30 protein-coding genes are annotated in these 26,999 nt (G+C 71.3%); 21 read left to right on the top strand and 9 right to left on the bottom strand.

The window, feature by feature from the left end; translation table 11 throughout:
• The 14 genes from P3G67_RS23275 (at position 1) to P3G67_RS23210 (ending at position 11,208) form a co-directional block, all read left to right on the top strand.
• Positions 1–849 (top strand): hypothetical protein, encoded by an 849-nt coding sequence (locus P3G67_RS23275; RefSeq protein ID WP_276095196.1) that lies wholly within the window; start codon positions 1–3, stop codon positions 847–849.
• A 43-nt stretch (positions 850–892) separates the two neighbouring features.
• Positions 893–1,603: a Flp pilus assembly protein CpaB gene (gene cpaB, locus P3G67_RS23270; RefSeq protein WP_276095195.1), complete on the top strand. Its 711-nt coding sequence runs from the start codon at positions 893–895 to the stop codon at positions 1,601–1,603.
• Between the two features lie 7 nt (positions 1,604–1,610).
• Positions 1,611–2,897 (top strand): AAA family ATPase, encoded by a 1,287-nt coding sequence (locus P3G67_RS23265; protein WP_276095194.1) that lies wholly within the window; start codon positions 1,611–1,613, stop codon positions 2,895–2,897.
• Positions 2,894–3,268, top strand: a complete 375-nt coding sequence (locus P3G67_RS23260; RefSeq protein WP_276095193.1) for a TadE/TadG family type IV pilus assembly protein — start codon at positions 2,894–2,896, stop codon at positions 3,266–3,268. Before P3G67_RS23265 ends, P3G67_RS23260 begins: the two co-directional genes overlap by 4 nt.
• Positions 3,265–3,609 carry a TadE/TadG family type IV pilus assembly protein gene (locus tag P3G67_RS23255; protein WP_276095192.1) on the top strand — a complete coding sequence of 115 codons (345 nt, stop codon included), beginning with the start codon at positions 3,265–3,267 and terminating at the stop codon, positions 3,607–3,609. The genes P3G67_RS23260 and P3G67_RS23255 overlap by 4 nt, the downstream gene beginning before the upstream one ends.
• Positions 3,606–4,949 (top strand): CpaF family protein, encoded by a 1,344-nt coding sequence (locus P3G67_RS23250; protein ID WP_276095191.1) that lies wholly within the window; start codon positions 3,606–3,608, stop codon positions 4,947–4,949. Before P3G67_RS23255 ends, P3G67_RS23250 begins: the two co-directional genes overlap by 4 nt.
• A complete protein-coding gene (locus P3G67_RS23245) occupies positions 4,946–5,917 on the top strand; it encodes a type II secretion system F family protein (RefSeq protein ID WP_276095190.1) in 972 nt (323 codons plus the stop codon). Before P3G67_RS23250 ends, P3G67_RS23245 begins: the two co-directional genes overlap by 4 nt.
• A 30-nt stretch (positions 5,918–5,947) precedes the next feature.
• Entirely contained in the window at positions 5,948–6,838 is an 891-nt protein-coding gene (locus P3G67_RS23240) for a DUF5936 domain-containing protein (RefSeq protein ID WP_276095189.1), read from the top strand.
• A complete protein-coding gene (locus tag P3G67_RS23235; RefSeq protein ID WP_313881066.1) occupies positions 6,835–8,181 on the top strand; it encodes a sensor histidine kinase in 1,347 nt (448 codons plus the stop codon). The genes P3G67_RS23240 and P3G67_RS23235 overlap by 4 nt, the downstream gene beginning before the upstream one ends.
• Positions 8,178–8,897, top strand: coding sequence for a response regulator transcription factor (locus tag P3G67_RS23230; RefSeq protein ID WP_276095188.1), 720 nt, complete (start codon positions 8,178–8,180; stop codon positions 8,895–8,897). Before P3G67_RS23235 ends, P3G67_RS23230 begins: the two co-directional genes overlap by 4 nt.
• A 116-nt stretch (positions 8,898–9,013) precedes the next feature.
• On the top strand, positions 9,014–9,247 hold the full coding sequence (locus P3G67_RS23225; protein WP_276095187.1) for a hypothetical protein: 234 nt from the start codon (positions 9,014–9,016) through the stop codon (positions 9,245–9,247).
• A gap of 2 nt (positions 9,248–9,249) precedes the next feature.
• A complete protein-coding gene (locus P3G67_RS23220; RefSeq protein ID WP_276095186.1) occupies positions 9,250–9,957 on the top strand; it encodes a pilus assembly protein TadG-related protein in 708 nt (235 codons plus the stop codon).
• 34 nt (positions 9,958–9,991) lie between these two features.
• Complete coding sequence (locus P3G67_RS23215) at positions 9,992–10,576, top strand: hypothetical protein (RefSeq protein ID WP_269853510.1); 585 nt, start codon at positions 9,992–9,994, stop codon at positions 10,574–10,576.
• Positions 10,577–10,587: 11 nt separating this feature from the next.
• Positions 10,588–11,208 carry an OmpA family protein gene (locus P3G67_RS23210; RefSeq protein WP_276095185.1) on the top strand — a complete coding sequence of 207 codons (621 nt, stop codon included), beginning with the start codon at positions 10,588–10,590 and terminating at the stop codon, positions 11,206–11,208.
• Between the two features lie 3 nt (positions 11,209–11,211).
• Here the strand turns inward: P3G67_RS23210 and P3G67_RS23205 are convergent, their stop codons facing one another.
• Positions 11,212–11,571 (bottom strand): DUF192 domain-containing protein, encoded by a 360-nt coding sequence (locus P3G67_RS23205; protein ID WP_269853508.1) that lies wholly within the window; start codon positions 11,569–11,571, stop codon positions 11,212–11,214.
• Positions 11,572–12,106: 535 nt separating this feature from the next.
• Here P3G67_RS23205 and P3G67_RS23200 point away from each other — a divergent pair.
• Both P3G67_RS23200 and P3G67_RS23195 read left to right on the top strand, forming a co-directional pair.
• Entirely contained in the window at positions 12,107–12,658 is a 552-nt protein-coding gene (locus tag P3G67_RS23200; protein WP_276095184.1) for a hypothetical protein, read from the top strand.
• Positions 12,659–12,677: 19 nt separating this feature from the next.
• A complete protein-coding gene (locus P3G67_RS23195; RefSeq protein ID WP_269853506.1) occupies positions 12,678–13,364 on the top strand; it encodes a prepilin peptidase in 687 nt (228 codons plus the stop codon).
• Positions 13,365–13,407: 43 nt separating this feature from the next.
• On the opposite strand, the gene mgrA is transcribed toward P3G67_RS23195, so the two are convergent.
• Positions 13,408–14,451 carry an L-glyceraldehyde 3-phosphate reductase gene (mgrA, locus tag P3G67_RS23190; RefSeq protein ID WP_276095183.1) on the bottom strand — a complete coding sequence of 348 codons (1,044 nt, stop codon included), beginning with the start codon at positions 14,449–14,451 and terminating at the stop codon, positions 13,408–13,410.
• A gap of 198 nt (positions 14,452–14,649) precedes the next feature.
• Here mgrA and P3G67_RS23185 point away from each other — a divergent pair, with 198 nt between their 5' ends.
• From P3G67_RS23185 to P3G67_RS23170, 4 genes are all read left to right on the top strand, one after another.
• A complete protein-coding gene (locus tag P3G67_RS23185) occupies positions 14,650–15,411 on the top strand; it encodes an isoprenyl transferase (protein ID WP_269853900.1) in 762 nt (253 codons plus the stop codon).
• A 406-nt stretch (positions 15,412–15,817) separates the two neighbouring features.
• Positions 15,818–17,158 (top strand): PhoH family protein, encoded by a 1,341-nt coding sequence (locus P3G67_RS23180; protein ID WP_276095182.1) that lies wholly within the window; start codon positions 15,818–15,820, stop codon positions 17,156–17,158.
• Positions 17,159–17,610: 452 nt separating this feature from the next.
• Positions 17,611–18,306, top strand: a complete 696-nt coding sequence (locus P3G67_RS23175) for an aggregation-promoting factor C-terminal-like domain-containing protein (RefSeq protein WP_449343258.1) — start codon at positions 17,611–17,613, stop codon at positions 18,304–18,306.
• 203 nt (positions 18,307–18,509) lie between these two features.
• Positions 18,510–19,856, top strand: coding sequence for an AI-2E family transporter (locus P3G67_RS23170; RefSeq protein ID WP_391858327.1), 1,347 nt, complete (start codon positions 18,510–18,512; stop codon positions 19,854–19,856).
• Between the two features lie 90 nt (positions 19,857–19,946).
• Here the strand turns inward: P3G67_RS23170 and P3G67_RS23165 are convergent, their stop codons facing one another.
• Entirely contained in the window at positions 19,947–20,480 is a 534-nt protein-coding gene (locus P3G67_RS23165) for an alkyl hydroperoxide reductase (protein WP_269853502.1), read from the bottom strand.
• Between the two features lie 2 nt (positions 20,481–20,482).
• Positions 20,483–21,037 carry a peroxiredoxin gene (locus tag P3G67_RS23160; protein ID WP_276095179.1) on the bottom strand — a complete coding sequence of 185 codons (555 nt, stop codon included), beginning with the start codon at positions 21,035–21,037 and terminating at the stop codon, positions 20,483–20,485.
• Positions 21,038–21,169: 132 nt separating this feature from the next.
• Here P3G67_RS23160 and P3G67_RS23155 point away from each other — a divergent pair, with 132 nt between their 5' ends.
• Positions 21,170–22,123, top strand: coding sequence for a hydrogen peroxide-inducible genes activator (locus P3G67_RS23155; RefSeq protein WP_276095231.1), 954 nt, complete (start codon positions 21,170–21,172; stop codon positions 22,121–22,123).
• 2 nt (positions 22,124–22,125) lie between these two features.
• Here P3G67_RS23155 and P3G67_RS23150 read toward each other — a convergent pair whose 3' ends face one another.
• The 5 genes from P3G67_RS23150 to P3G67_RS23130 all read right to left on the bottom strand — a co-directional run bounded on the left by P3G67_RS23150 (position 22,126) and on the right by P3G67_RS23130 (position 26,975).
• A complete protein-coding gene (locus tag P3G67_RS23150) occupies positions 22,126–24,486 on the bottom strand; it encodes an FtsX-like permease family protein (protein WP_276095178.1) in 2,361 nt (786 codons plus the stop codon).
• Positions 24,483–25,163: an ABC transporter ATP-binding protein gene (locus tag P3G67_RS23145; protein WP_276095177.1), complete on the bottom strand. Its 681-nt coding sequence runs from the start codon at positions 25,161–25,163 to the stop codon at positions 24,483–24,485. The genes P3G67_RS23150 and P3G67_RS23145 overlap by 4 nt, the downstream gene beginning before the upstream one ends.
• On the bottom strand, positions 25,160–25,684 hold the full coding sequence (locus P3G67_RS23140; RefSeq protein ID WP_269853481.1) for a PadR family transcriptional regulator: 525 nt from the start codon (positions 25,682–25,684) through the stop codon (positions 25,160–25,162). Before P3G67_RS23140 ends, P3G67_RS23145 begins: the two co-directional genes overlap by 4 nt.
• Before the next feature lie 89 nt (positions 25,685–25,773).
• Entirely contained in the window at positions 25,774–26,022 is a 249-nt protein-coding gene (locus P3G67_RS23135; protein WP_276095176.1) for a hypothetical protein, read from the bottom strand.
• Positions 26,019–26,975, bottom strand: a complete 957-nt coding sequence (locus P3G67_RS23130; protein WP_276095175.1) for an SPFH domain-containing protein — start codon at positions 26,973–26,975, stop codon at positions 26,019–26,021. Before P3G67_RS23130 ends, P3G67_RS23135 begins: the two co-directional genes overlap by 4 nt.
• Between the last annotated feature and the right edge of the window lie 24 nt (positions 26,976–26,999).

The raw sequence follows: 26,999 nt of genomic DNA, 5'->3' as shown, positions 1-26,999 counted from the left end.
ATGTCGACCGTCATCGGCGTCACCAGCGAGGACATGCTGCTGCCTGCCCTCGCCCAGCACTCCCCGTCGGCCGTCGTGCTGCCCGCGCCCGGTCGGCAGCCGCTGGAACAGGCGCTGACCGAGACCTGGGCCGCGCTGGAGGCGGTCGGGCACCTCGTCGTGGTGGTGCCCGCGTCGCTGCCGGCCGAGCACCGGATACGGCTGCACTCGTTACGTTCGCTGCTGGAGAGCGACCGGATGGCGCTGGTCGAGGTCGACCTGCCACCGCTGGCCCTGGCGCTGCTCGCCCACCAGTTGCGGCAGATAGCCCAGTACGACCTGGGGCCCGGGGTGATCGCCTCGGCCGCCCGGCTGCTCGCCCACTACCTCCACGCCGGTGCGGTACTGGGCAGCGTCGCCCGACTCGACCGGGTCGAGGTGGGCCTCGGCTCGCATCTGAAGTCCTGGATGCCGGGCGCCCGGTTCGCCGTGCTCGCCACCCCCGAGGCACGGCTTGAGCCACTCACCGACGCACTGCGGTTGCCAGGACCCAACTACGCCACCCATCTCGCCTTCGGCTCGCACGGATTCACCGACGACTGGGTACGCGGCAGACTCGGCCAGGACTGGAACTGCCAGTACGTGTGCGAGGTGCCGCTGCCCGCCCAGTCCGCACGCTGGTGGGGCACCGGCAAACTCGCCGAGTTCACCGCGTACATCGCCGACGTCGGCGTCCTGTACCAACTGGTGTCCTCGGCACACCGCGAACCCTGCCGCTGGTGCGGCCTCGAACTCGTCGGTGACCGCTGCGCGTTCTGCGAGGCCGGGCCCGCGCCCGCGGCCGACCAGGACACGAGGCGCACCGGTTGAAGCCGACTCCGCCCCTTACCTCCCAACGAGATTGGTCCTGTCGATGAACTCACGTCAGCGGCGCGGCGTCATCCTGCTCGTGCTGTCCGGCCTGTGCGCCCTCACGGCCTTCTTCGGGGTGCTGGCACTGGTCAACGATGTGGATTCCAAGGTCGGTCCCGAGGTCTTCGCCTATGAGCTGAGGCAGGACGTGGCCGCGTACTCGACGCTGACCGCCGACCAGTTCGACAGGGTCTCGATGCCGCAGCGCTGGCTGCCGCCGACCGCGGTCACCGACCTGAACGCCATCAACGGAAAGATCGCCGCCACCGGACTGGCCAAGGGCTCGCTGCTGCAACGGGACATGCTCTCCGACCAGCCGCAACTCAAGTCCGGCGAACAGGAGATCGCCATCATGGTGGACGCCGAGACCGGGGTGGCGGGCGAGATCCACGCCGGGAACACCGTCAACATCTTCGCCACCTTCCCCGCCAACGGGCAGAACCAGCACAACGAGTCCCGGATCATCGTCGCCGGCGCCCGGGTACTGAAGATCGGCAGCCAGACCCCGATCAACAAGACCAGCGACCAGCCCGACGCCCGCCGCAGCACCCAGGCGGTGCCGATCACCTTCGCCCTGGACACCGAGGACGCCCAGCGCGTCGCCTACGCCGAGGCCTTCGCCACCCATGTCCGGCTGGCCCTCGTCGCCCCCGGAAGTGACTCCTCCATCCCGTCCGCCGACCGGACGTACACCCTCGAAGGCGACAAGTGAGACCGGCATGAACCTGCGCATCCTCCCCGCCATCGCCGACCCTGACACCGCCCGGGCCACCGCCACGCTGCTCAGCCAACTGCCCGGCGCCGAACCCGCGGCTGCGGTGCCCGACTCCACCACGCTGCTGAACACCCTGGGCTCGCTGGCCGCCTCCGGCGTCGAGGAACTGCCCGAGGTGGTACTGGTCCACGAGGACATAGGCCCGGTTCCGGCACTGGAACTGGTGCGGGAGGTCGCGCTGCGCTTCCCGGCCGTCGGCGTGGTGCTGCTGTGCGCCGACCACGGCCCGGCGCTGTACTCGGCGGCGATGGACGCGGGGGCGCGCGGAGTGATCGCACTGCCGCTGTCCTACGACGAGTTGGCCCCCCGGGTGCAGACCGCGGCCACCTGGGCGACCGGGGTGCGCCGCCATCTGGGCGCGGGGGAGGAGACGTTCACCGGCGGCACGGTGGTCACCGTCTCCGGAGCGAAGGGCGGAGTGGGCGCCACCGTCACCGCCGTCCAACTGGCGCTGGCCGCCCGGGCCTCCGGCAGGTCGGTGGCGCTGGCCGACATGGACCTGCAGACCGGGGACATCGCCTCCTACCTCGACGTGCGGTTCCGCCGGTCGATCGCCGACCTCGCCGAGATCAACGACATCTCGGCACGGGTGCTGGCGGACGCGATGTTCACTCACAGCAGCGGGATCGCCCTGCTGCTCAGCCCCGCCGAGGGCGAACAGGGCGAGGCGGTCACCGACCGGGCCGCCCGGCAGATCGTCACCGCACTGCGCGCCCGGTACGACGTCGTGGTGGTCGACTGCGGCAGCCAGCTGAGCGGCGCCAGCGCGGTCGCCGTCGAGGCGGCCGACACCGCGCTGCTGGTCACCACCCCCGATGTGGTCGCGGTACGGGCGGCCAAGCGCATGGTGCGGCTGTGGGACCGGCTCCAGGTGCGCAAGCCGCAGGACACCTGCGTGGTGGTCAACCGGTACTCCCGGCACACCGAGATCCAACCCGCGCTGATCGAGCGGATCACCGGCACCAGGGCCGCCAGGTCCACCGTCCCGGCCGCCTTCAAGGAGTTGCAGTCGGTGGTGGACAGCGGCCGAATGCACGAACTCGACGGCCGCAGCACCGTCAAGCAGGCGCTCTGGTCACTCGCCGCCGAACTGGGCATCGTGGGCGACGCGGGCCGAGGCGGCCCCGCGGCGGCCGAACGCACCCCGCACCGGCTCGGCCGCCGCGCGGAACGCCGCGCCATCGGCAGGGGCACGGACAACACGGCGTCCAGCGGCGGGAGTCGAACGTGAGGATCCAGGCACCGCGCTTACCGGACCGGGGACAGGTCAGCGTGGAACTGCTCGGCATCACCCCGCTGATCCTCCTCGTGCTGCTGCTCGTCTGGCAGTTCGTGCTGGTGGGCTACACCTACACGCTCGCTGGAAACGCCGCCGACGAGGCCGCCCGCGCCGCGGCCGTCGGCGCCGACCCGCAGACCGCCGCGCAACGGGATCTGCCGGGGGCCTGGTCGGACGGCGTCACGACCTCGGTGGCCACCGGCTCGAACGTGGTGACCGCCCGGGTCGCGCTGCACGTCCCGATGCTGGTGCCCGGGTTCCTCGACCTTCCGGCGCTCACCGTCAACGGTGAGTCCGGCGCGGCGCGGGAGCAGCGGCGATGAGGCGGCGCGGAGCGGACCGCGGCTCGGCGTCCATCGAGTTCCTCGGCTTCCTGCCGATCCTGCTGCTGGTCGCGCTGGCGGGCGTACAGCTGGGGCTGGTCGCCTACGTGGGCACGCAGGCCGGAACGGCCGCCCGTACCGCGGCGCGTACCGACGATCCGGGCGCGGGCACGACGGCGGTCAGCGGTTGGTTGCGCGGCGGCACGCACGTCGCGGTCTCGGACGGTGGTGACGCGGTCCAGGCCACCGCCACCATCCCGATCCCGTCGGTGTTCCCCGGGGTCAGCCTGTTCGGTCCGGTGACGCGCAGCGCCACCATGCCCAGGGACGGTGCGCCATGAGCAGTCTGCGAGCCCGGATCGCGGTGCCCGAGGAGAACGGCGGTCGGCACCAGGAGGCCCAACTCATCGCCGTCTACCGGGCGAAGCTGCTGGAGGAGATCGACCTCGCGGAGATGTCGGCGCTGGCGATGGCCGAGCGGCGGTCCCGGCTCGAACGGGTGCTGGGGCACATCATCAGCCGTGAGGGGCCGGTGCTGTCCACCCGGGAGCGGACCTCGCTGATCCGGCGCGTGGTGGACGAGGCGCTCGGCCTCGGTGTGCTGGAGCCGCTGCTGGAGGACGCCTCCATCACCGAGATCATGGTCAACGGCCCGGACCAGGTGTACGTGGAGCGGGCCGGGCGGGTGGAGCTGGTGGGCGCGCGGTTCGCCAGCACCGAGCAGTTGATGCAGACCATCGAGCGCATCGTGTCGACCGTCAACCGGCGGGTGGACGAGTCCAACCCCATGGTGGACGCGCGGCTGCCGTCCGGCGAGCGGGTCAACGTCATCATCCCGCCGCTGTCGCTGACCGGGCCCACCCTGACCATTCGCCGCTTCCCGCGCAGCTACACGCTGGGCGAACTGCTCGAACTCGGCTCGCTGGACGAGCAGATGGTTCTGCTGCTGTCCGGGCTGGTCAGCGCCAGGTTCAACGTGATCGTCTCCGGCGCCACCGGCTCGGGCAAGACGACGCTGCTCAACGCGCTGTCCGGGCTGATCCCGGGCGGAGAGCGGATCATCACCGTGGAGGACGCGGCGGAGCTCCAGCTCCAGCAGGAGCATGTGATCCGGTTGGAGAGCCGTCCGCCGAACGTGGAGGGCAAGGGCCAGATCACCATTCGCGACCTGGTGCGCAACTCGCTGCGGATGCGGCCGGATCGGATCATCGTCGGTGAGGTGCGCGGCGGGGAGACCCTGGACATGCTCCAGGCGATGTCCACCGGGCATGACGGTTCGCTGGCCACCGTGCACGCCAACTCGGCGGAGGACGCGCTGATGCGGTTGCAGACACTGGCGTCGATGAGCGAGGTGAAGGTCCCGTTCGAGGCCCTGCGGGACCAGATCAACAGCGCGGTGGACGTGATCGTCCAGCTCACCCGCAGCCCCGACGGAGCGCGGCGGGTCACCGAGATCGCCATGCTGGGGTCCCGCTCGCGGGAGGCCTACCAGCTCGCGACGGTCTCCCGCTTCCAGGCCGAGCCGATGGCCGCGGACCGGGTGGTCCGCGGCCGCTTCAGCCACTTCCCGCTGCCGCGGCGGGTGGCGGACCGCCTGCACCTCGCCGGTGAGGCGATCCCACCCGCGTTCGGCGTCGCGACGGCGGAGGACCACCTGACGGTCAGGAGCGTGCAGGGATGAGCGTTCTTTCCCTGGGGGGCTCCGCCCTCCAAACCCCCCTGATCAGATGGGTAGTCCTCGGGGGTGCGCTGAGCGCCTGCGCGCTGGGCGTGTGGGGCCTGCACGCGTGGGCGGCCGGGCGGGCCGCGCGGCGGGCGGTCATCGAGCGGCTCACCGCACAGGAAGAGGCCGTTGTCGCGCGGCGCGTGCGGTTCGCCGGGCTTGACGCGGCCGTGCGGCGGACCCGGGGCGGGCGGTGGCTTGAGCGGCGGCTCGCCGCTACCGGGCTCGGCGTCAGCGCGGGCGAGTTCAGCCTCTGCCTCGCCGCCGCGGTGGTGGGCTTGTGGCTGCTGGCGGCCACGGCCCTCGCACCGTTCTTCGGGCCGATCGCCGGGGCGGTCGCGGTGTGGTCCGCGTACGCCTTTCTCGCCTGGCGGCGGCAGAAGCGGATCGAACGGTTCATCGGGCAGCTGCCGGAACTCTCCCGCCTGCTGGCCAACGGGTCCCAGGCGGGGCTGGCGCTGCGCACCGCCATCGGCATGGCCGCCGACGAGCTGGACTCCCCGGCCGGCGAGGAGCTGACCCGGGTGGCGGACGCGCTGGCCGTCGGCCATCCGCTGGAGGACGCGCTGAACGACCTCAAGGAGCGCCTGCCGTCAAGGGAGTTGGCGGTACTCGTCACCACACTGGTGCTTTCCAGCCGCGCGGGCGGCACCCTGGTGGAGTCACTGCGCAACCTGACCACGACGTTGGAGGAGCGCAAGGAGACCCGGCGTGAGGTGCGCACCACGCTCAGCCAGGTCACCATCACCTCCTACGCCGTGCCGGCGATCGGCCTCGGCACGTTGCTGCTGATGAACCGGATGGCGCCCGGCTCGCTGGACGCCATGACCGGCAGGTTCCTCGGCCAGTTGGCGGTGATCGTGTCGATGGTGCTGTACGGGGTCGGATTCCTGCTGATCCGGAGGATGGCGAAGATCGATGTCTAGGCACCCCAACCGAGCGGCCGGGAGGGCCAGTTGACGGCCCTGCTGCTGGCCGCGCTGAGCGGACTCGCCGTCGTGGGCGCCGGGTGCGGCGTCGCGCTCTACCGCCGCCCGGCCCGGCTCCCCGACGACCTCGCCCTCGCCCTTGAGGTGGGCGCGACCCGCACCACCGCCGTGGGTTCGGTGATCGACCGGCTCGGCATGCGCTACGCGCCCACCGTGCTGCGGCTGATGGGACCGCTACGGGTGGCCCGGCTGCGCCGCAGGCTCGACCTCGCCGGGAACCCCGGCGGCCTGACCGTCGACCGCTACGCGGCCCGGCGCGCGGTCTACGGGCTCCTGGGTTTCGGCGGCGGGCTGGTCCTGCTGCTCAAAGGCCAGTGGATCCTCACCCTGGTGCTGTTCGCGTTCGGCGTGTGGTGGACGGACGTCGGCATCCGGCTGGCGATCCGGCAGCGCAGGGACGAGATCGAGCGCACCCTTCCGGACTTCCTCGACGTCCTCGCGGTGGTGGTCAGCGCGGGGCTCGGTTTCCGCCAGGCGCTGGAGCGGGTGGCCGACAACTACCAGGGGCCGTGGGCCGACGAGATCCGGATCACCCTGCACCAGATGGACATGGGGGTCAGCCGGCGCCAGGCCTTCGACGAGCTGCGCAGGCGCAACGACTCCGAAGAGGTCGCCCAGTTCACCACCGCCCTGCAGCAGGGCGAGGAACTGGGCGCGCCGATCGCCGACACGTTGATCCAGATCGCCAAGGACATGCGCCGCACCGACGCGCAGAACGCCCGCCGCCGGGCGGCCCGCGCGGTGCCCAAGTCAACGGTGGTGATCACCACGTTCATGGTTCCGGCGACGATGATCCTGCTGCTCGCCGTGCTGTTCCTGGGCAACAACGTGAGCTTCGGACAGGTGCTGGGCAAATGACCGGATCGGGCGACGCGGTGCGGGTCTTCGGCGGGTTACGGCCGGTACGCGTACGGGCCCGCGTGCCGGTTGAGCGCACGGCCGCGACCCCGGTCAACCCGGCTATGACGTTGCAGATATCCGCCCTCCAGGCGCTGTGCCGCCAGGTCTTCGGCTTCCGGCTGGCGGTGCTGGCCCTCGCGGCGCCGATCGCCCTGCTCGGGGTGGCGCCCGGGCCGACCGCCTGGATCGCCGGTTCCGCCGTGGTCATCACGTTCATGGGGGCGTACGTCCTGTTCCGCGACTGGGAGCGGTTCGGCCCGCTACTGCTGCGGCATCCGGCGCTGCTGGCGGTGGACACGCTGTTCGCCGCGGTGCTGCTGACCGTCGGCACGACCGAGAGCCCGCTGGCGTACGTCACGGTCAGCACACCGCTGCTCGCCGGTCTGGTCTACGGCTGGCGCGGCTCGGCGCTGTTCACCACCATCCAGGTGCTGGTGGTGGCCGGTGCCGCCTCGGTCGACGTGCGTGAGCACGCCACGGTCGCCAACTCGCTGCTGCTGTCCGGCTTCTGCGTGGTCTTCGGCGTGGCGGGGGTGAGCCTGCGTCGGCTGGTGCTCGGCTTCGGCGAGGCGACCAGGGCGCTCACCGAGACCCGCTACCGGCTGGCGGTCACCGAGACCGCTGTCGCCGAACGGGCCCGGCTGGCCCGGGAGATGCACGACTCGGTGGCGAAGACGCTGCACGGGGTCACCATGGCCGCCGAGGCGCTGGCCGCCCGCGCCGACCGGCTGGACCCGGGCGCGGTGCGCGAGCAGGCCGAGCTGATCGCCAGGGCCGCCCGCCGCGCGGCGACCGAATCCCGGGAACTGCTCGGCGAACTGCGCAGCAGCCCGGACGAGTTGGCGGCGCCGCTCGCCGACGAGCTCGCGGTCCAACTGGACGCCTTCCGGGCCCGTACCCGACTTCCCGTCCGGCTCAACAGGCTGGGCGATGCCCCGCTGCCGTCCGTTCCGCGGCCGGTCGTCCGCCAGCTGCTCGGCGTTGTCGCCGAGGCGCTGGAGAACGCGCACCGGCACTCGGGCGCCAGCCGTGTCGAGGTGACCGTCGGCATCGTGGACCGGCTGCTTCTGCGGGTCAGCGTGACCGATGACGGTCGCGGCCTGCCGCCCGGTACCACGCTGGAAACGCTGCGCAGCAAGGGGCACTTCGGGGTGGTGGGCATGGTCGAGCGGGCCGCCGCGATCGGCGCGCGGCTGCGTATCGGCACCGGTGAGACCGGTGGCGGCACCGAGGTTCGGCTGGAACTCCCGCTCGACGCAGCGGATGCGCCGGTACCGGAACGACCCAGGGGGGCGCCATGAGCACGGTGCGGGTGCTGGTCGCCGATGACAACCCGGTGGTGCGGGCCGGGTTGGCGGCGCTGCTGGCGGCACAGGACGGCATCGAGGTGGTGGCCGAGGCGGCGGACGGCCGCCAGGCGTGCGCGGCGGCGGCCGAGCACCGGCCCGACGTGGTGCTGCTCGACGTGCGGATGCCGGTACTGGACGGCCTGGCGGCGCTACCGCGTCTGGTGCCGATCGCACCGGTGCTGATGCTGACGTACAGCCGGGAGGACGAGGTGGTGCGGGCCGCGGTGTGCGGTGGCGCGGGCGGCTATCTGGTGCACGGCGAGTTCACCGTCGAGCAACTGGTGTGCGCGGTACGGGACATCAGCGAGGGCCGTGCCTGTCTGACCACGTCGGCGGCGACCTCGCTCATGGCCCACACCAGGGCGCGCACCCCGGCGCGATCTTTGCAATCGCAATACGCCCCTTTGCAACTGCAACCAGATATGGCACAGTCGATGGGCACCGGGGTGGACCGGGCCCAGTACGGGCTCAGCCAACGGGAGGAAGAGGTCATGGAGCTGATCGCGGGTGGGATGACCAACCACCAGATCGCCGCGGCCTGTTTCATCAGCGAGAAGACGGTGAAGAACCACATCAACCGGATCTTCGCCAAACTGCACGCCGACAACCGCAGCCAGGCCATCGCCGTATGGCTCGGGACCGTACGGGGACCGGTGCGCCATGGCTGACCGCGACGGCGTGAAATCCGTTGACTGGGCCCGTGATTGGGCCCCAGGACCCTTGGGCGGTACCGGCGCGGCGCCGTACCGTGCGCGCGTCGCACCCGTCGCTGGAAGGGGTCAACGTGCCGAAGAACCTCGGGCTCAAGGCGGTCACCGCCACCCGGATCCGGGTCAGCGGCTGGAGGGACACCGCGGTCGCCGCGATCAGGTCCCGCTCGGACCGGGGGCAGACCTCGGTGGAGTACCTGGGGATCATCGGCGTGGTGGTGCTGATCGTCGCCGCGATCCTGGGCACCAACATCGGCCAGACCATCTACAACGCGATCACCTCGGAGATCGCCAAGGTCACCAAGTAGGAATGCGGCCCGGCCCGACCGGCGCCCGACGCGACCGGGGGCAGGCCCTGCCCGTCTACCTCACGGTGATCGGCGCCCTGCTCCTGCTCGCGTTCGCGTACTTCGCGGTCGGCCAGGCAGCGGCCACCAGGAACGGCGCGCAGACCGCCGCCGACGCCGCGGCGCTCGCCGCCGCCCAGGACACCCGCGCCCAACTGCGCGACGCGCTGCTCGCCGCCTTCCGCTCCGGGCGGCTCGACGACCTCGGCGCCCTGCTGGGCGGGCAGTTGCTCGTCGTACGGGACGACCCGTGCCAGCAGGCCGACTCCTTCGCCGCCGCCAACAAGGCGCACACCACCGACTGCCGCCCGGTGCGCACCGACGGCGGACTGAACGGCTACACCGCCTCCGTCGAGACCAACTACACCGTCGGCACCTCGGTGGTGCCCGGTACCGAGAGCCGGACGGCACACGCCGACGCGACCGCCGCGATCGAGCCGCTGTGCCAGTGGCAGGGCGCCTCGCCCACGACTTCGGCAAGTCCTCCGGCAAGCCCGGCCCCGACGCCCACGCCTCCGCCCGGCCCTCCGGTGGGGCCGACTCCGTCGCCCAGCGGTACGCCGTCGCCGGGCACGCTGCTGTGCGACGGGCGGAACTGGGTGGTCGACCCGTCGAACCTCACGCTCTTTCCGTCCGCGGCGGAGCTGTTCTCCGTCCATCTGACCCGCTGACCCCGCACACACCGGACGACCGAAGGAACGGCATATGAGGACTGGGCAGACGAAGCGCACCGGCTCTCGTGCGACCGCGGCGGTACTCGCCGCCGCGCTGGCCCTCGCCCTGGCCGGGTGCGGCAGCGGTGGCGCCAAGTCCCAGACCGCGTCGGCCACTTCCTCGACCGGTCCCGCCGGCACCGCGAGCGGTGCCCCCGCCGCGCCGCAGGATCCCACCCAGGTGCTCGCCACCATCAAGGGGCCGGACGGCATCGTGCTGACCATCAACTCGGCCAAGCGGGAGACCGGCGGCTTCGTCACCGTCACCGGCACCGTGAAGAACACCGGCAGCCAGCCGTTCAGCCAGGCGGGCTCCTGGCGCGGCGACGAGGAGGAACTCCAGAAGAACGGCGGCTCGTTGGCCGGCGCCACCCTGGTCGACACCCTCGGCAAGAAGCGCTACTACGTGCTGCGCGACACCGAGGGCCGCTGCCTGTGCTCCACCGGGCTGGACATCATCCAGCCCGGCGCCACCATGCCGGTCTTCGCGCAGTTCCCGGCGCCGCCCGCGACCACCACACAGGTGGACTTCGACCTGCCGACCCTCCCCACCGCGTCCATCGTGATCTCGCAGTGAGGACGGCCGAGATGAAGCACCTCGTCACCGCCACCGCCGCGGCCCTGCTGTTCACCGCCGCCAGCGGCCTCGGCGGCTCGCCCGCCCGCGCCGACTCCCCGTCCGCCGAGCCGCTGCCGTCCGCGTCGTCGGCGCCGTCGGCCCAGGTGGACCCGCACGCGCCCGGGCTGAAGCTGATGCCGGGCGCCACCCTCGCCGCAGCCAAGGTGCTGGACATCAAGACCGTGGTGGAGGACTCCAACGGGGACGAGCGGCGCTCCGACACGCCCGCCGACGTGACGTTCTCCCTCCAGTCCGAGGTGCTGTTCGACAAGGACAGCTCCGCGCTCGGCGCGGACGCCCGCTCCCGCGTCCAGGCCATCGCGGACGAGATCACCCGGCAGAACGCCAGGACGGTGCAGGTCTTCGGCTTCACCGACAACCTCGGCTCGCACGAGCACGGCCTCGAACTGTCCAAGCAGCGCGCCGAGGCGGTCTACACCGTGCTCGCCCAGGACCTGACGGCCGACGGCGGCATCCAGTTCGACGTGCGCGGATACGCCGAGGACTTCCCCATCGCCGACAACTCCACCGAGGACGGGCGCCGCAAGAACCGCCGGGTGGAGATCACCTTCCCCAAGGCGCAGGGCTGACCGTCAGCCCTCGATCTCCAGTACCGCACCGGGCCGCACCCCCCACCCGGCGAGCGCACCGGCCGCCGCTTCCAGCACGTGCCGGGAGCGCGGCCGGGGCAGCCCGAGGCGCCCCGGCGGCATGGTGCGCACCGCCAGCACCCGCAGGCCCCGGTCGAGGTAGGCGACGTCGATCGGGAAACCCATCCGGAAGGTGTGCACCCCGCTCGCCGGGGTGAGCAGCAGCGCGCCCTCGATGCCGTCCCGGCCCAGCAGTCCGCGGGTGCGGGCGCGGTACGAGGCCGCGATCTCCAGGCGGACCGGCCCGCCGTCAGCGCCGACCACCCGCAAAGTGCCGGCCCCGTCGCGCCACCGTCGTCCCATCGCGATCCTCCCCGCGCCAACCGCGTCAATCCGCGTCCGTTCCGTCATCCCCCCGCTTCGCCCCCTTCCGGCCCCGTCAGAACCGGCCATCCCCCTAATCCGGTGTCGGAGGGCCGCCAAGAGGACCGGAGCGCGCTACAGTGAAAGTCCCCCCCTCGGGCCGATCCGCAACCCACCCCGCGGATCGGCCCGTTTTCTGTGCTCGCACTGTGGCGGCCGTCACAGGCCGGATCGTCCCCGCGTCGCCTCCCGTCGCCGTCGGCTTCATCCACTCGTTGCGATTAGGACACGGCGGTACGGGACGGTGGAGCACCGCGGCGCCGCCGCCGTGCTCCGGTGCTCGCCGGGCGCATCGGGCGCGAGCAGCGGAAACGTTGGCGCACCGAACGTGGCGGGATGCCCGCCGCGCTGGTGTTCCCGCTGTCGCGGCGCCCGTTCGCACCCGTGGTTCGCGCGTCTCCGCGGGTAACGTTAGGACGGATACGGTGGAGATCTGCGCGAATGGTCGTACCGCGCTCCGGATGCCTGTGTGAGGGTGAGTGTGAACAGCTCGGTCGGCTCAACCAAGCGGTGGGGCAGAGCCCTCGGTGCCGTGGGTGCCGTGCTGCTGCTCGGCTCGGCAGCGGTGGGCTGCGGTGTGGGCCGTGGCGCGCCGGACGGCTGGACGTATGTCAACGCGCAGGGCATCGCCTTCGCCGTCCCCAAGGACTGGAAGGCGCTCCCCGCCAGCGGACTGCCCAAGGGCGTGCTGGCCTCCGCCGTGTGGAAGCAGGACGGTGAGCAGGTCGGCGTGGTCCAGGTGCTGTCCGACGCCAAGCTGCAGCGGCCCGTGGGCGTGAAGGTCAAGAACAGCGCCGACTTCAAGCTCGGCGGCAAGCCCGCCGCCCAGGTCAGCTACACCTACCGCCCGAGCCTGGACAGCCCCAGGCTGCGCGTCCTGGACATCACCGCGCGCAACGCCAAGGGCAAGCCGGTGCAGGTCAGGATCAGCGGTACTACCTCCGACCTCACCCTCGACACGATGAACCGGATCGCCAACAGCATCCAGGTCGGCACCATCGGCAAGGGCAACCTCCTCAAGGGCTGATCCCGGTAGCGTCTGCCGGGTGCACGCACTTCTCGTCGCCACCGCCGCCCTGTGGGGGCTGGCGTCCGGTGCCGCCGTGCCGCGCGCCGCGCACCGGCTCGCGGTGCGGCCGGGTCAGGAACGTCGGCCCGGTGAACGGCCGGGGTGGCGCGGCTGGATAGGGCCGCCGTCGACGGTGCGCGACGGCTGGCCCGCCGTACTGGCCGCCGTGATCTGCGCGATGCTCGCCCAACGCGCCGGCGTACGGCCGGAGTTGGCGGTGTGGCTGCTGCTGGTGCCGCTGGCCGTGCTGCTGGCCAGGGTGGACCTCGCGGTACGGCGGCTGCCGGACGTGCTGACGGTTCCGGCCGCCGCCGGGACGGTGCTGCTGCTGGGCGCGGCGGCGCTGCTTCCCGGTCATACCGGGTCCTGGCCGCGGGCCCTGCTCGGCGGTCTGGTGCTGGGCGCGGGCTACTTCGTACTGCTGCTGGCCAATCCGGCCGGCATGGGCCTGGGCGACGTGAAGCTGGCGCCCACACTGGGGCTGGTGCTGGGCTGGTACGGGTGGCCGGTGCTGTTCGTCGGAACGTTCCTGGGGTTCGCGCTCGGCGGCGTGACCGGTCTGGTGCTGCTCGCCACCCGGCGCGCCGACCGGCGGACGACGATCGCCTTCGGACCGTTCATGCTGGTCGGCGCACTCGCGGGGGTACTGCTCGGCGCGGGCTGAGGCCCGCGCCGAGCCGCGCCGCCGCGGTGGTGCCGGGACAGGACTACGCCTCGCTGCTGCGGTGCCAGATGTTGACGTCGCCGGCGACCTTGGCCAGCGAGTCGATCTCGGCCAGTTCCTCGTCGGTCAGCGGGGGAGCGCCCACCGCGGCCACGTTGGACTCCAACTGCGCGACGCTGGACGCCCCGACCAGCGCCGAGGTCATCCGCTGGTCGCGCAGCACCCAGCTGAGCGCGAGCTGGGCCAGCGACTGGCCGCGCCGCTGGGCGATCCCGTTCAGCCCGCGCAGCCGCGCCACCACCTCGTCGGTCAGCAGCTGGGGGTCGAGCGACTTGCCCTGGCTGGCCCGTGAGCCCTGCGGAATGCCGTGCAGGTAGCGGTCGGTCAGCATGCCCTGCGCCAGCGGTGCGAAGGCGATGCAGCCCATGCCCTCCGCCTCCAGGGCGTCCAGCAGCCCGTCGTCCTCGATCCACCGGTTGATCATCGAGTACGACGGCTGGTGGATCAGCGCGGGCACCCCCATCTCGCGCAGCAGCAGCGCCGCGTCCACGGTGCGCGCCGCACTGTAGGAGGAGACGCCGACGTACAGGGCCTTGCCCTGGTGGACCGCGGACGCCAGCGCGCCCATGGTCTCCTCCAGCGGGGTGTCCGGGTCGAACCGGTGCGAGTAGAAGATGTCGACGTACTCCAGGCCCATCCGCTTCAGCGACTGGTCGAGACTGGCCGTCAGATACTTGCGCGACCCCCATTCGCCGTACGGCCCCGGCCACATGTCGTAACCGGCCTTGGTGGAGATGACCAGTTCATCACGGTACGGGCGGAAGTCCTGGGACAGTAGCTTGCCGAAGTTGGCCTCCGCGGCGCCGTACGGCGGCCCGTAGTTGTTGGCCAGATCGAAGTGGGTGACGCCCAGGTCGAACGCGCGGCGCAGGATCGCGCGCTGCAAGTCCAGGGTGCGGTCGTCGCCGAAGTTGTGCCACAGACCGAGGGAGACGGCGGGCAGCTTCAGCCCGCTACGGCCGGTACGCCGGTACTCCATGGACTCGTAGCGCTCGTCGGCGGCGCGGTAGGGGGAGCGTACGTTCATGCGCCTCTCCTTATCACGGCGGCGTGACCCGGCGGCGTACCGGGCGCGCACCGCGGTATGACGGGAGGGGACGCGCCGGTGGCCGCCAGTTGCCGCGTGCACCCGGGTCGTAGTCGCCCGGCTCACCGCAGTATGGTGGCGAGACGGGACGTCGTTAGGGTTTGAGGGTTCGAGGGGCTGGAAATGAGACTGCGCGACCTGCGGCTGCGGGACCTGGTCTACGGTCTCTACGCGCATCGGGTCGAGTCCCACCTGGACCAGCGGCAGGTGCCCAAGCACATCGGCGTGATCCTGGACGGCAACCGGCGCTGGGCGCGGGCCGCGGGCGGCACCACGGAGCAGGGCCACCAGGCGGGCGCCGACAAGATCGCCGAACTGCTCGGCTGGTGCGAGGAGACCGGTGTCGAGGTGGTCACCCTGTGGCTGCTGTCCACCGACAACCTCAACCGTCCGGCCGAGGAACTCAACCCGCTGCTCGGCATCATCGAGGGCGCGGTGACCGACCTGGCCGCCACCGGCCGCTGGCGGGTGCACCACGTCGGCCAGCTCGACCTGCTGCCCGCCCGGATGCAGGGCGTGCTGAAGGAGGCCGAGCAGGCCACCGACGGGCTGGACGGGCTGCTGGTCAACGTCGCCGTCGGCTACGGCGGACGGCAGGAGATCGCCGACGCGGTGCGATCGCTGCTGCTCGAACACGCCGGGCGCGGCACGTCCATCGAGGACCTCGCGGAGATCCTCGACGTGGAGCACATCGCCGAGCACCTCTACACCCGGGGTCAGCCCGACCCCGACCTGATCCTGCGCACCTCCGGCGAACAGCGGCTGTCCGGATTCATGCTCTGGCAGAGCGCCCATTCGGAGTACTACTTCTGCGAGGTCTTCTGGCCCGCGCTCCGCAAGGTGGACTTCCTGCGCGCACTGCGGGACTACGCCGCGCGGCACAGGCGATACGGCAACTGACCGTCGCCGGGGGCGCTTTCCCAGTACGGGCAGGCCCCCGTGCTTGCCCCAAGAGGGTGGTTGGGGGATGTGCCGCCAAAAGGTGGAATCTGTGACCCTCCTGAGGAGACACGGAGCCCCGCGCCGTAAACCCCCACGCGGGAGGCGTATAGGCGACCACCTTCGAGGGAATACCCCCTTCAGGCCGACACCCGAGCCACGGGCGTCGGAAGAAGCGGGTGGCAGGGTGCCGCCCGCCCGGGAGGCCCCTTGCGCACGGACGTGCTGTCAGCAGACGGCAGCGGCCGCGTCATGACGGAGGGTCGTGGTCCGGCCCCCGTGGCCGTCCCCGGCCCAGTACCGCGCGACGCACGCGATGCCTGCGGCGCCGTCGCACCCAACCCTTCCCGAGGGGGTTCGTCCACCCGTGGTGACCAGCAAGAACCGCCGGGAGCACGACCGGCGCACCTATGTTCTCGACACCAGCGTGCTGCTGGCTGACCCCAACGCCATCACACGGTTCGACGAGCACGAAGTGGTGCTCCCGGTCGTCGTGGTGACCGAGTTGGAGGCCAAGCGCCACCACCCCGAGCTCGGCTACTTCGCCCGCCAGGCGCTGCGGCTGCTCGATGAGTACCGGATCAGGCACGGGCGACTGGACGCCCCCATCCCGATCGGCGACCTCGGCGGAACGCTCAGGGTCGAGCTCAACCACTCGGACCCCGCCATACTGCCGCCCGGCATGCTCCCCCAGACGGCGGGCGGCCGGTTCGGCGACAACGACTCGCGCATCCTGGCGGTCGCCCGCAACCTCCAGGCCGAGGGGTACGACGTCACCGTCGTCTCCAAGGACCTTCCGCTGCGCGTGAAGGCGTCCTCGGTGGGCCTGTTGGCCGAGGAGTACCGGGCGGAACTGGCCATCACCTCCGGCTGGACCGGAATGGCGGAACTCCAGGTGGCCGCCGACGACATCGACGCGCTGTTCACCGACGAGCCGGTCGCGCTCCCCCTCGCGGCCGAACTGCCGGTGCACACCGGTCTGGTGCTCCAGTCGGAACGCGGCAAGGCGCTCGGCCGGGTCACCGAGGACGGCCGGGTACGGCTGGTACGCGGCGACCGCGAGGCGTTCGGGCTGCACGGCCGCAGCGCCGAGCAGCGCATCGCCCTCGACCTGCTGCTCGACCCGGACGTCGGCATCGTCTCGCTGGGCGGCCGGGCCGGCACCGGCAAGTCGGCGCTGGCGCTGTGCGCGGGGCTTGAGGCGGTGCTCGAACGGCGGCAGCACCGCAAGGTGATGGTGTTCCGCCCGCTGTACGCGGTCGGCGGACAGGAGCTGGGCTATCTACCGGGCAACGAGTCGGAGAAGATGAGCCCCTGGGCCCAGGCGGTCTTCGACACCCTTGGCGCGGTCACCTCGGCGGATGTGATCGAGGAGGTCGTGGAGCGCGGGATGTTGGAGGTGCTGCCGCTCACCCACATCCGCGGTCGCTCGCTGCACGACGCGTTCGTCATCGTGGACGAGGCCCAATCACTCGAACGCAACGTCCTGTTGACCGTTCTGTCCCGTATTGGCGCTGGTTCGCGCGTGGTTCTCACCCATGACGTGGCGCAACGGGACAACCTGCGCGTCGGGCGGTATGACGGGGTGGTCGCGGTTGTCGAGAAGTTGAAGGGACATCCGCTGTTCGCCCATGTCACCCTGACTCGTTCCGAACGCTCCCCGATCGCGGCACTGGTGACCGAGATGCTGGAGGATGTCCACATCTGACGGGGGTTCGGGGGCGAATGCGCCCGAAATCACCTGGCTACAACGGGAAACGGCACTACTTCTGGGGCTGCTGCGCCCAACGAGGGCGCAGCAGCCTAGTCGTGCCCGGGTGCGACGCGCCGAGATTTCCGTGAAATCGCAGGTCCAAACCTGGTGTGACGTTTGCCACGCAACGGAGAATTGCCTTGGCGCGTCGCCGTCGGGCAGGGTGTGAGGCTGTCAGGCCCCGCTTACGGCACTCCTACACCCCCAGTGATGGGGAACCTCAGAACTGAACAGCGTTGCGCCGTAAGCCGCCCAGCACCACGCGGACCCCAAGTACCGGGGATCGCACCGGGCCAGCGCCTCCCGTGACCAGTCGGGCCGAAAGGTCCGAACCAAGGGGAGGCCAGCGTCAGGGGCACGATTGCGTCCGCGCGGTCACCACGCGGGCGATGCTGGAAGGAAACCGAGTGAGCCGGATCTCCGTCCGGGGAATCGCCGTAGCGTCCGCCACCGCGGTCACCACCGTGGGTGCGGTCGTCGGCGTCGCCTCCGGCAGCGAGCCGACGGCCGCCGCCATGCAGCCTGTCGCCGACACCACGGCGCTGGACAACATCGACGCCGGTCAGCAGGCCACCGTTCAGGCTGCCTCGCTCACCGAGCAGGCCCAGACGCAGCAGGCCGCCGCGGACGCAGCCGCCAAGCAGCAGGCCGCGGAGAACGCCCGCAAGCAGGCCGCCGCGGACGCTGCCAAGAAGAAGGCCGCCGCCGACGCGGCAGCGGCCAAGGCCAAGGCGGAGCACGACGCGCAGCAGTCCGCCAGCCGCAGCGACTCGCGTGACTCGCTGTCGGTGTTGAGCAGCGGTGACTACTCCGTGTCGGGCATCCAGGCGATGGCTCAGCAGATCATCGGCGACGCCTCGCAGTTCCAGTGCTTCTCGCACATCGTGAACAACGAGAGCGGCTGGAACTACCAGGCCACCAACGCCTCCTCGGGCGCCTACGGTCTGGTGCAGGCGCTGCCCGGCTACAAGATGGCCTCGGCCGGCGCCGACTGGCGCACCAACCCGGCCACCCAGATCAAGTGGGGTCTCAGCTACATGGACAGCCGCTACGGCAGCCCGTGCGGCGCCTGGGACTTCTGGCAGGCCAACAGCTGGTACTAGGCCGCCGGGCTTCCCCGAACGGGGGTGCCGTGGAAGTGTCCGGTCCGGGGGCTCGCCCCCGGGCCCCCTCCACGGCGGAGCCTCGCCTTCCAGCTCTGTGCCCCCGCCCGGATCCGTCCGGGTGGGGGCACACGCATGAGGCAACCCTGAGCCCGGGTAACGTCGTCCTCCTCACAGGTTCGGTACTGGGGATGGGGAAGGCAATGTCGCAGATGCGCCGATGGGGAGCGGGCTTCGCCGCGAATCTGGCGAGTTTCGCCGGCCGCCTCCAAGAGCGCCGCGCGGCCGTGGAGCGTGAGGAGGGCCTCCCCGGCGAGGAGGGCGAGCGGGTCGCCGCGGCGGAGCGGGAGCCGCAGACCGACTACGTACCCCCGCCCCCGTCCTACGCCCCCGCGGTCTCCGCGCCGCGCGACCCGGTGCACGCCGTGCCGTGGGGCGTGCGGGTGGCCGCCGAGGTCGGCTGGCGCTTCCTGATCCTGGCGGGCGCGCTCTACGTCCTGATGCGGGTCATCAGCGCGGTGGAGCTGGTGGTGCTCGCCTTCGTCGGCTCGCTGCTGACCACCGCGCTGCTCCAGCCGACCGTCGCCATGCTCAAGCGCGCCGGACTGCCGCGCGGCCTGGCCACCGCGGTCACCTTCATCGGCGGCTTCGTGATCATGGGACTGGTGGGCTGGTTCGTGGCCTGGCAGGTCATGGAGAACACCGACATGCTGTCCCAGCAACTCCAGGACGGCATCGGGCAGTTGAAGAAGGGCCTGCTCAACTCCCCGTTCCATGTGACCGAGACGCAGATCAACCAGATCGCCAAGAACCTCCAGCACGCCATCGGCACCAACGCCGAACAGATCACCTCGGCGGGCCTGCAGGGGGTCACCGTGGTGATCGAGGTGTTCACCGGGATCTTCCTGGCGATGTTCTCCACCCTGTTCCTCCTCTACGACGGCCGGAACGTGTGGCAGTGGGTGCTCAAGCTCTTTCCCCGGGACGCCCGGGAGGGGCTGGTGGGCGCCGGTCCGCGTGCCTGGCGGACGCTGACGCTGTATGTGCGCGGCACGGTGATAGTGGCCTTCATCGACGCCGTCTGCATCGGTGTCGGCATCTACTTCCTCGGAGTGCCGATGGCGGTGCCGCTCGCCGTGGTGATCTTCCTGGGGGCGTTCATCCCGCTGGTCGGCGCGGTGGCCTCGGGCGCGCTGGCGATGATCGTGGCGCTGGTGACCCAGGGGCCGTTCACCATGCTGATGGTGCTGGTGGTGGTGCTCGCCGTGCAGCAGATCGAGGGCCACGTCCTCCAGCCGTTCATCCTCGGCCGCGCGGTACGGGTCCATCCGCTGGGCGTTGTCCTGTCGGTGGCCGCGGGTTCGCTCATCGCGGGCATCGGCGGCGCGGTGGTGGCGGTCCCGCTGGTCGCGGTGACCAACACGGTGGTCGGCTACCTGCGCGTCCACGCCCAGGAGGCGGCCCTGCGGGCGGCTCCCGGGCCGCACGGGGCCACCGCCGTGGAGGTGGCGCCGGTCCAGCCGGGGGCTTCGGGAGACGAGGCCACCTGACGGGTCCGGGGGCGAAGTCCCCCGGAAGCGAACCGATATGCACGAAGGCGCCCTGGGACCGAAAGGTCCCAGGGCGCCTTCATGGCCGAATCAGGCGAGCGCCGCCTCGGCGTCAAGCGTCGCACCGACGGCCTGGAGGACCGCCGCGATCTTGAACGCCTCCTGGATCGTCTCGCGTGAGACGTCCGCCTTGCGCAGCACCTGCTCGTGCGAGTCGAGGCACATGCCGCAGCCGTTGATCGCGGAGACCGCGAGCGACCACAGCTCGAAGTCGACCTTCTCCACGCCCGGGTTGCCGATGACGTTCATCCGCAGGCCCGCGCGCAGGTTGCCGTACTCCGGGTCCGACAGCAGGTGCCGGGTCCGGTAGTAGACGTTGTTCATCGCCATGATGGCCGCCGCGGCCTTGGCCGCGGTGTACGCCTCGGGGCTGAGGTTGGCCTTGGCCTCCGGCTCCAGCTCACGCAGCACGATCGGGCTGCGCGAGGCGATCGCGCAGGCGAGCACGGTGCCCCACAGCTGCTGCTGGGTCAGCGCGTCGTTGTTGCCGATCACCGAACCGAGGTTCAGCTTCAGGTCCTTGGCGTACTCCGGGAGCTGGGACTTCAGCTCATCGAGCGCCATGGTCACTCACCAGCCAGCAGCTTGACCGGGTCCAGGGTCTCGTCGCCCTTGCTCCAGTTGCACGGGCACAGCTCGTCGGTCTGCAGCGCGTCGAGGACCCGCAGGACCTCCTTGGGGTTACGGCCGACGGAACCGGCGGTCACCATGGTGAACTGGATCTCGTTGTTCGGGTCGACGATGAAGACCGCACGCTGCGCGAAGCCGTCCTCGCCCTCGACGCCGCACGCCTGCATCAGCTCGTGCTTGGAGTCGGCCAGCATCGGGAACGGCAGGTCGCGCAGGTCCTTGTGGTCCTTGCGCCAGGCGTGGTGGACGAACTCGGAGTCACCGGAGACACCGAGGATCTGCGCGTCACGGTCCGCGAACTCGTCGTTCAGCTTGCCGAACGCGGCAATCTCGGTCGGGCACACGAAGGTGAAGTCCTTGGGCCAGAAGAAGACCACACGCCACTTGCCCTCGTAGCTCTTGTGGTTGATCTGGGCGAACGCCTTGTCAGCGTCCAGGTCGACGCAGGCGGTCAGGTCGTACTCGGGGAACTTTTCACCGACAGTGAGCACGCGCTCTCCTTCGAGGGGCTGGAAAATCCCTTACAGGTGCTATAGGGGACTTCCGGAGGGTTGGACGTGATCCACAGTGCCATAGAGTGCATTGATCAGTGAAATAGCCGCGAGTCGTGATCTTGATCGGAGATACTTATCAATAGCCAGCGCCAGCCGACCCTCGCCCAGCTACGGGCGTTCGCCGCCGTCGCCGACCATCTGCACTTCCGTGATGCCGCCGCCGCCATCGGGACCAGCCAGCCCGCGCTGTCCGGGGCGGTCGCCGCGCTGGAGGAAGTGCTCGGTGTGCAGCTGGTGGAACGTACCACCCGAAGGGTGCTGCTCACTGCGGCCGGGGAGCGGCTGGCGGTGCGGGCGCACGCGGTGCTGGACGCGGTGGGCTCACTGATGGAGGAGGCCGAGGCGGTCCGGGCGCCGTTCACCGGGGCGCTGCGACTCGGCGTGATCCCGACCGTGGCGCCGTATCTGCTGCCGACGGTGCTGCGGCTGGTGCATGACCGCTATCCGGACCTGGACCTCCAGGTCCATGAGGAGCAGACCGCCTCGCTGGTCGAGGGGCTGACCGCGGGGCGGCTCGACCTGCTGCTGCTCGCGGTGCCGCTCGGCGTGCCGTCACTCACCGAACTGCCGCTGTTCGACGAGGACTTCGTACTGGTCATGCCGGAGGGGCACCGGCTCGCCGGGCGCGGTGAAATCCCCCGTGAGGTGCTGCGCGACCTCGACCTGCTGCTGCTGGAGGAGGGGCACTGCCTACGGGACCAGGCGCTGGACATCTGCCGTGAGGCCGGGCGGTCGGAGGGCGCCCCGATGACCACCAGCGCGGCCGGCCTGTCCACCCTGGTGCAGCTGGTGGCGGGCGGGCTGGGCCTGACGCTGCTGCCGCGCACCGCGGTACGGGTGGAGACCGGGCGCAGCGGGCACCTCGCCACCGGGTACTTCCAGGAGCCCGCGCCCTCGCGGCGCATCGCGCTCGTCATGCGCGGTGGCGCCGCGCGTGCCGAGGAGTTCGAGGAGTTCGCCTCGGCGCTGCGCGGCGCCCTGCGTGGCCTCCCGGTGCGGATCGCCGGGGAGGCCCAGCCGTAACGTCACTCCGTGCGCAGCCCCTCCGGGCGCATCATGCGCCACAGCGGGGGCAGGCTCAGCACCGTCACCAGCAGGACGACCGCCGCGCCCGCGCCGGTCATGCCGGCGACGCCCGCCCAGTCGAAGCGCACCGGTGCCTTCACCATCTTCAGCAGCACCGTGCCCAGCCCCAGCCCGCCCACCAGGGCGAGCCCCAGGCCGATGACCACCGGCACCGCGGCCTGCCACAGCACCGACAGGGCCAGTGTGCCGCGCCGGGTGCCGAACGCCACCAGCACCGCCAACAGCCGCTTGCGCTCGCGCAGTTGCTCCAGCGTGGACACCAGCATGCTCGCCCCGATCACCAGGAGTGTCGCGGTGGCCCCGGCCAGCAGGCCGCGCCGGATGCTGGAGAAGGTCCGGTCCTGCGAGGTGGAGGTCAGCATCATCGTCGGATCCGAGGGATCCAGGCGGGTGCCGGTGTTCCGCACCCGGTCCGCCGCCTCCGGATCGTTCGGGTCCAGCGTCATGGCGACGCTGGCCAGCGGGGAGGCCAGTTCGCTGACGCTCAGGGCGCCAGGGGTGGCCAGTACGCCGTAGTGCTGCATGCCCGCGGCGTCCTGGCGCGGCTGCACGATCCGGGCGTCGGCCGGAATGGTCCACGGTCGTGGCCCGCCGGGGCGAGGCGCGCCGATGTCGGGGACGTTGAGGTCAAGCCGCTTGCCGGGCATGGCGTACTGGGCGGACGGGTCACTGTCCGGCTCCTTGACGACGAACACGCTGTCCGGCGCGCAGTCGCCGACCTGGGCGATCTCCCGCAGCGTGGTGCAGTCGGCGACCGTGACCGGGACCCTGCGGTCGTTGGAACTGTCGCCCGCGGCCATCGCCTCCGTGGTGCCGAGCGCCGAGCGCACCCCCTGCGTGGTACGGAACGCCGTGATGACCCGCTGGGCCCGCGTACCGTCGCGCACGTGCACCCTGGCGATGATCTGCGCCCGGTCCGGGTCCTGGCCGGTGCTGGAGGTGAAGTAGTGCTCGGCCCCGGCGAACAGCGTCTGCAGCGCGATCGCCCCGGCCACCGCGACGGTGATCCCGCTGACCATCCGGGCGGCCGTGCCGCTGCTCAACTGAAGCCTGCGGGTGGCCAGTTGCCAGGGCAGCGGGCCGCCCTGGAAGCGCCGCACCACTGCCTCCACCAGCCACGGCAGCGTCGACGCCAGACCCACCAGCAGCAGCACCGTACCCGCGGCGATCTGGTACTGGTTGACCGAGCCGCGCATGCCGACCCTGCCGATCAGCGGGAACAGCAGGGCGAGGCCCAGCACCGGCAGCACCAGCCGCCACCACAGCCGCCGCGCACGCGGCGTCGCGGCGCGCACCACGCCCAGCGGCTCGATGGTCACCCCGCGCAGCGCGAACAGCGTCACGGCGACCGCCGCCGCGGGCACCGCCAGGGCGATCAGCGCCACGAGCGCGGCGCTCGGCGTCACGTCCGAGGGGAAGACGCCGACGCCCATCATGCTGAACGAGCCGACGAACTGCCGTACCACGAGGAACAGTCCGCCGCCCGCGACCAGCCCGATCAGCGAACCGAACAGCGCCTCCCCGGCCGCGATCCGCCGGGCCATCGGCACGTCCGCGCCCACCAGGCGCAACGCGGCCAGCCTGCGGTCCCGTCGCTCGCCGCCGAAGCGTACGGCGGTGCCGATGAACACCATCACCGGCATCAGCAGCACCACGAAGATCATGACGACCAGCAGCAGCAGGATCGGGTTGAGCGGGCTGGACTCGCGCTTCAGCCCGAAGTGGTCGATCCGGAAGCTGCCGTCCGTGTCGCCGGACAGCGACCTGGTGCCCGCGTAGTACGAGAGGTCATCGGGACCGGTCAGGCCCTGGTAGCCGATGGTGCCGACGACCCGGTAGGGCAGTCGCTGCCGGAGCAGATCGTTGTCCGGGGCGTTCAGCAGCTTGGCGAGCCCGGGGGAGACCACCATCTCGTTCGGGCCGGGCAGCCTGGGCACGCCGGGCGGGACGGGGGCGTTCGGGCCCTCCGGCTGGAGCAGGCTGCCGCTGATCCGGTCCTGGCGGAACGTGGTGTTGGCGTCCTTGACCAGCAGCGTGTTGGCGGCCGGCCTGGTCCCACCGGCGGGGTACGCGGCCTCCTTGGCGTAGGAGCGGTCGGTGCGGTTGTTGAGCATCGCCGGTACCGCGGCGGCGACCAGCAGCAGCATGACGCCGAGCGCCACCCCGACCGCGGTGAGCAGGGTGCGGGTCCAGCCCTCGGTGCCGCTCCCCGCGGCGAACCGGGCGCCGAGCGCCAGATCGCGCGCCCAGGTGCGCAGGGACGTACGGGAGGTGCGGGAGGTGTGGGGGGCGGCGGTCACGCGGCGTGCTCCAGGTCGCGGGCCCTGCCGTCGCGCACCACGACCTCGCGGTCGGAGTACGCGGCGACCCGTGCCTCATGGGTCACCAGGACGACGGCGGCTCTGGTGTCGCGGGCGGCCGCCGTCAGCAGTTCCATCACACGTTCGCCGTTGAGCGAGTCCAGGGCGCCGGTCGGCTCGTCGGCGAACACCACCCGGGGGCCGGTGACCAGGGCGCGGGCGACCGCGACCCGCTGGCCCTGGCCGCCGGAGACCTCGCCGGGGCGCTTGGCGGAGACATCGGTGACCTCAAGACGGTCCAGCCACTCGGTGGCCCGGCGCTCCGCCTCCCTGCGCTTGACGCCGTTGAGCCGCAGCGGCAGTGCCACGTTCTCCACACAGGTCAACTCCGGTACCAGTTGGCCGAACTGGAAGACGAAGCCGAACTCGTCCCGGCGCAGTGCGCTGCGCTCGGCGTCCGACATCTCTGACAACTCCCGGTGCCGGTACCGCACCTGGCCGCCGTCGGGGCGCACGATTCCGGCCAGGCAGTGCAGCAGCGTGGACTTGCCGGAGCCCGAGGGGCCCATCACGGCGACCACCTCGCCGGGGCGTATGGAGAAGTCGGCGTTCTCCAGCGCGGCGGTCTGGCCGTACGACTTGCGCAGGCCCGTGGCCACAAGCAGCAGTTCGGTCATTTCCTGACCTCCTTGGCCAGCTGGTCCAGTCGGGCGGCGGTCAGTTCCAGCCACCGCAGGTCCGCTTCGAGATGGAACAGCGCGTGGTCGCACACGAGTTGGTCGGCGAGGTCGCCGCCGCTCTTGCGGCGGGTCAGCTCGCGCATCAGCCGCAGGTGCTCGGAGCGCTGGGTGTCCAGCAGATCGGCGGCGCTGCGGCCGGTGAGCAGGGCGAGCACCACCTTGTTGTAGAGGGTGCTCTGCAGGTACGGCTCGGGCTTCTCCGGGTGGGCGAGCCACTGTTCGACATCGGTGATCCCGGCCGCCGTGATCGCGTACCGCTTGCGCTCGGGGCCGCCGCCCGGCTCTATGCCGTTCACCTCCACCAGCCCGTTCTTCAGCAGCCGGGCCAGCGTGGAGTACACCTGCCCGTACGCCAGGGGGCGGTCGTGTCCGAACCGTTCGTCGAAGGTCCGCTTGAGGTCGTAGCCGTGCCGGGGGCCGGACTCCAGGAGCCCCAGAAAGGTGTGGCCGATTGACATGCCGAGGACTCTACCTCATGCGTATACACCGTGTGTATACGTGGACCGTATAGCGGGCCTGGGGTCCATCCCCAGGCCCGCTTCGCGAATCAGTCCTGTGACCTCGGTGGTCTGCCGCGGCGTGGAATCGGCTTCGCCGCGCCCGGCAGCCGGCCGGCCTCTGACAACGCCCTGCGCAGCAGGTACTCGATCTGGGCGTTGGCGCTGCGCAGGTCGTCCGCCGCCCAGCGGGCGATCGCGTCATGGACGGCGGGGTCGAGCCGTAGCAGCACCTTCTTGCGCTCGGCGCGTCCGTTCGGCCGTCGCGGCTCGTCCGCGCCCTCGGCGAGCTCCGTCACTGGTAGAGGGTGCCCGTGTTCAGTACCGGCTGGGCCGCGCGGTCACCGCACAGCACCACCAGCAGATTGCTCACCATCGCGGCCTTGCGCTCCTCGTCCAGATCCACCAGGTCCTGCTCGGCGATCCGGGTCAGCGCGGACTCGACCATGCCCACCGCGCCTTCCACGATCTTCTGCCGGGCGGCGACGATGGCGCCGGCCTGCTGGCGCTGGAGCATCGCGGAGGCGATCTCGGGCGCGTACGCGAGGTGGGTGACCCGGGACTCGACGATCTTGACACCCGCGGAGTCCACCCGGGCCGAGATCTCGGCGGAGAGCTGCTCGGTGATCGTCTCGGCGTTCTCCCGCAGGCTCAACTCGCCGTCGCCGTGGGCGTCGTACGGGTACTTGGTGGCGATGTGGCGGACCGCGGTGTCGGTCTGGATGGAGACGAAGTCGACGAAGTTGTCCACCTCGAAGACCGCCTGGGCGGTGTCCTCGACCTGCCAGACCACCACGCACGCGATCTCGATCGGGTTGCCGTAGGCGTCGTTGACCTTCAGCACCTCGGTCTCGTTGTTGCGCAGCCGGGTGGAGATCGTGCGGCGCGAGGTGAAGGGGTTCACCCAGCGCAGTCCGTCCTGCCGGATCGTGCCCTGGTACCGGCCGAACAGTTGGCAGACCCGCGCTTCGCCGGGGGCGACCTGGGTCAGGCCGCGCAGCGTCAGCAGCACGGCGGCGATCAGCACCGCCCCGCCCGCGATCAGCGCGGTGGAGGCGGTGCCCTTGTGGCCGCCGCCGGCCATGTCGCCGCCCATCACCATCAGGCGGATGCCGATGCCCAGTGCCACCAGCGCCACCACCAGGAAGGGCAGGCCCGGCATGCCGACCGCGCGCCGCTCGGTGATCCGCGGTCGGGGCATCTCGGGAATGTCGGCCTCGGCGGCCTGGTGCGGGTCCTGTACTTGGGTCATGGCTCCCCCGTTTCGGTGGTCGGC

The sequence above is a fragment of the Streptomyces silvisoli genome (genome assembly GCF_029269905.1).
In the GTDB taxonomy this organism is placed as follows: domain Bacteria; phylum Actinomycetota; class Actinomycetes; order Streptomycetales; family Streptomycetaceae; genus Streptantibioticus_A; species Streptantibioticus_A silvisoli_A.
This window is presented reverse-complemented; position numbering and strand designations above follow the sequence as displayed.